Origin of the sequence: Moorena sp. SIO4A1 (genome assembly GCF_010672065.1) — a bacterium.
Lineage (GTDB): Bacteria > Cyanobacteriota > Cyanobacteriia > Cyanobacteriales > Coleofasciculaceae > Moorena.
Window position 1 is genome coordinate 1 of the sequence record NZ_JAAHHX010000176.1, and the last position, 3,704, is coordinate 3,704.

3 protein-coding genes are annotated in these 3,704 nt (G+C 42.6%); 1 reads left to right on the plus strand and 2 read right to left on the minus strand.

Going from position 1 to position 3,704, the window contains the following annotated elements; translation table 11 throughout:
• The first annotated feature begins 347 nt into the window (after window positions 1-347).
• Window positions 348-566 carry a hypothetical protein gene (locus F6K53_RS35660; RefSeq protein ID WP_293055239.1) on the plus strand — a complete coding sequence of 73 codons (219 nt, stop codon included), beginning with the start codon at window positions 348-350 and terminating at the stop codon, window positions 564-566.
• A gap of 819 nt (window positions 567-1,385) precedes the next feature.
• Here the strand turns inward: F6K53_RS35660 and F6K53_RS35665 are convergent.
• Window positions 1,386-1,928 carry a group II intron maturase-specific domain-containing protein gene (locus F6K53_RS35665; protein ID WP_366511395.1) on the minus strand — a complete coding sequence of 181 codons (543 nt, stop codon included), beginning with the start codon at window positions 1,926-1,928 and terminating at the stop codon, window positions 1,386-1,388.
• A gap of 153 nt (window positions 1,929-2,081) precedes the next feature.
• Window positions 2,082-3,002 carry a reverse transcriptase domain-containing protein gene (locus F6K53_RS35670; RefSeq protein WP_366511396.1) on the minus strand — a complete coding sequence of 307 codons (921 nt, stop codon included), beginning with the start codon at window positions 3,000-3,002 and terminating at the stop codon, window positions 2,082-2,084.
• Between the last annotated feature and the right edge of the window lie 702 nt (window positions 3,003-3,704).

Consider the following 3,704-nt stretch of genomic DNA (forward strand, 5'->3'; position numbering starts at 1 on the left):
CACTGAGAGCTGAAAGGTCACGTTGGGAAATGGTCGTAGTTGCCATTGCTCACGCCTCTCTTGGTTAGCTTTTTTGTTAACAGTTGTACGTCTTCGACAACTTTACTTCTATTATCCCTATTTAGTGACACGACTGACTATAGATAATACCAGCTTTAGCGTGAAGTATTCGTAAATTTTTTATCAGTTTTTAGGGGTCATTTGTATGGAGGCTTACTATAGAAATACAAATTATCCAAAAACTAACTATATTTAGTGATTTATTATTAGTCATTATTAAAGCCCCTTTCCCAATCAGAAATTGTCACAATAAAAGTAGAGTGACTTTTCCATGAACTCTTAGGGTTATGGCTGCTACCCTTACCAGACCCCAATCAATTGAATCCTGGTTGGGTGATGAAGTCGAAAGCCTGGTTAGTTACAAGGCAAACCTTAGTAAAGATTTATTGCATCTCCCTGGCCCTGATTGGGTGGCACGGATTTTTGGCAATAGCGATAGCTCTTCCCAAGTCCTCCGCAGTCTCCAGCAGTTGTATTCAGCTGGACTACTGCTAATCGTTGGCTAATTGATAGTCTAGCGTCTTTTATCAGTAGGCTCAGATGGGTGATAGCACCTCAAGTAGCATCTCAAGAGCATCTCAAGTAGTGCATTAGCTGAGGGCTGAATGCTTACATTAGGGTTTGCTGAAAAAGTCAATAGGTATGGGTAGGAGTCAGCGAGTGTGGAGTCAGCGAGTGTGGAGAAATGGGAATTATATAGGAGGTAGTCGGAAGAATTGTCCCTTGATTTTTCTGCTCTTGTCTGCCCAAAATGTGAATTAAATGAGCTTTTTCGACCGATTTGCTTGCACTTGTTTCGTACCAAAAAGGCTAAAACCTTTATCTGTAAAGGCTTTGAGAGTTAATCAGCAAGCCCTACATTAAGTGGTAGATTTTTGAGATAAAAAAATACTAGGAGGTTAAATCAAATGAATCTGCTCAACCCCCTATTCCTTTACGGAATTAGACATTTTTCCTAACTCACGTTACTTACAGAGACTAATACGAAATCAGTTAGCTTTTGATCAAGATTCAGTAAAGTTTCAGACCAGTATAGATTTAGCATTATACGTTTCTACTTTTTTGTCACTAAGGAAATTTCAAGGAAATTTATCTGATGGGTAACCGGGCTAGGATCCTCATAATTTGGTAATTATTCTGACTTGTGGTACAAAAAAAACGGTCTCAATTATCAACAAGACCGCTCCATCAAAAAAATCCTGACTCAATGTATACTAAGAGGTTGTCTGAGAAGTCTCATTTGCTACAATTACGGTCGATGCCCGGTATTATCCGGGGCACCTCCGCTCCAGAACCGTGCGTGAAAGTTTCCCCTCACACGGCTCCTAAGTATCTTTTTGGCTCCAGTGGATTTGCTGGTGACAGCTTTGGTGAACCGCCATTAGGTTGTTCATTTTCCAGTTGTCATGGTTTCCATCGCTGTGATGGAGGTGTACTCTCTCTTCACCGATGAATTTCATCTTGCAGTATCCACAGGAATGGTTCTGTTTTTTCAAGGCTTTTGCTGTAACATTGTCATATAGTTTGGAATTTCTTCCGCTCCAGTAGACTAGGTCTCCGTCATAGGGAGACTTAGTCCCTTTGACATTTACGTGCTGATTTTGTTCATATCCAACTGCTGGAAAGGCTTTTTCACATAAGTCGTTGGCTTGATACCGGTTTATCTTCTTTTCCTTTCGGAATTTACGATGTGCGGTTTGTTTCATATGCCAGAGACTATCACGTGTTCCGCTCATATCGCAGCTTTTATGATAATTCCTCCATCCACGTACCTTAGATGCTAATTTTTCTGCCTTTACTTTAGCCCCATAGTTCGAGTTGTTGACTACGGCTTTTATCTTCTCACGTATGTTCCGGTGGTTTTCCACTGAGGGAGTAGACCGAAATTTTCCGTTTTTCTGGACGCGGAAGTTCCACCCCAGGAGACGAAACCTTAGAAGAAAGAAGCCTTAATTAATAATTTTTAACCCTTTTTTGCCTAGTCTGTCCCCTGTAAAGGCTTCTTTCTTCTTACGGTAACTTCATAGGAAGTCGAAGCCGTCTGTCGTTTTGGTTAGCTTGGTCTTTTCTTCACTGATTTCCATACCTCTTTCTGCCAGGAATTCCTTAACTTTTTGAAGTACTTTGTCAGCATTGTCTTTTGGCTTGAGTATAAACACCATGTCATCTGCATATCTAATGCCTCTGATTCTGGGGTTTATTTCCTCTATTCCGTTAAGTGCAATATTGGCGAGAAGTGGGCTGACCACGCCTCCTTGGGGCGTTCCTTGCTCCGGGAATTCCGGATTGATGCCTGCTTTTAGACATCTGAATATCCCTATCTTCAGACCCGCAGGTGCTAGCAATCTATCCATGATGGAGTCGTGGGAGATGCGGTCAAAACATTTCTTGATGTCTAGTTCTATTACTCTTTTGTTGATGCCGTTTCGGTCTGATTTCAGGTTTAGGAATAGTATTTTTTGTGCGTCTTGGGCACATCGGCCTGTCCTGAATCCGTAACTGAAGGCACTGAACGTAGCTTCGTGAGCTGGTTCTAGAGCGTATTTTGCTAGACATTGCCATGCTCTATCTTGGATTGTTGGTACTTTCAACATTCTCGTACCCCCATTCTTCTTGGCTATTGGGATTTCCCGTAAGCCTTGGTGCGTCCAATTTTCCGCACTGGAGCCTAGTCTTTTAAGTACCTCGAACCTTTCTTTGTAGGTTAAGGAGGCTTTCCCATCTACTCCGGCAGTTCTTTTTCCTTGATTGAGTTGTGTTACTTGTTGGATTGCCAATAGTTGTGCTGAGCGGGATTTAATTATCAGTTTTTGTAGAGACCGAGCTTTTCTTAAGTCTCCAGCTTGAACTGCTTTATAAACTCGTCTTTGTAGGCGGAATAGGTTCTTTTTATACTGTTTCCAGTTTATCCTTTTCCAGAGGTCACTATATCTATTTGACATGTGTCTACCCATGCTCTCCTTTGATTTGTTTATCTTGATACCCGCCACCAGTTTCTGATGGCATCTTACCCGACAGTAGGGATTCGGCAAGGCAGTTGCTTACTGGGGTTTCGACCGTTACCCAGACCTATTGCTGTCGTTTTTACTTGTTCCATCTGTTAGATTGTTTTGGTGATTTAGGGCAGTCCGGAGATGAAACCTTAGAATAGTGGAGCCTTACTACAAAATTTTTAACCCTTTTACCCATAGCCGACTAACTATAAAGGCTCCACTATTCTTGCGGTAACTTCTAACCATTTTGCCTATCCTTTTCTCGGAGATTACAGCTGTCCTTGAAATAACGCTGTGAGAATGAAAGGATGAAGTCTCGCATGTACTAGTCAGATTGCGGCTTCGGGGTAAGACACTTTTTCAGGACTTTTGCTACTGTTACCCTTGTCACCTCCCCATTAGCGGCAGAGTGGCACATCTGATTTACCTCTGATTCCGCCCTGTTGCCAGCTTCACTCTAATGGAATGCCGTCCATTTCGGTGTGGCCAGATAGGGATTCACTTCTCTCCTAAAGGGGTGGACTTTCACCACCATCCATCAGATAGTTAGGAATTTTGGGTTATTACCCGCGATTCCCCCTAGTCATACCCTTCCTTTTTCAGGAAGCTCCTACTAGGAACAAGCCGCACTCCAAGCCCCCGTTGGTCCCC

Excerpts from the sequence above, each read along its gene's own strand:
- F6K53_RS35670 (WP_366511396.1), bottom strand. The coding sequence starts at position 3,002 with ATGTCAAATAGATATAGTGACCTCTGGAAAAGGATAAACTGGAAACAG.
- F6K53_RS35660 (WP_293055239.1), top strand. The coding sequence starts at position 348 with ATGGCTGCTACCCTTACCAGACCCCAATCAATTGAATCCTGGTTGGGT.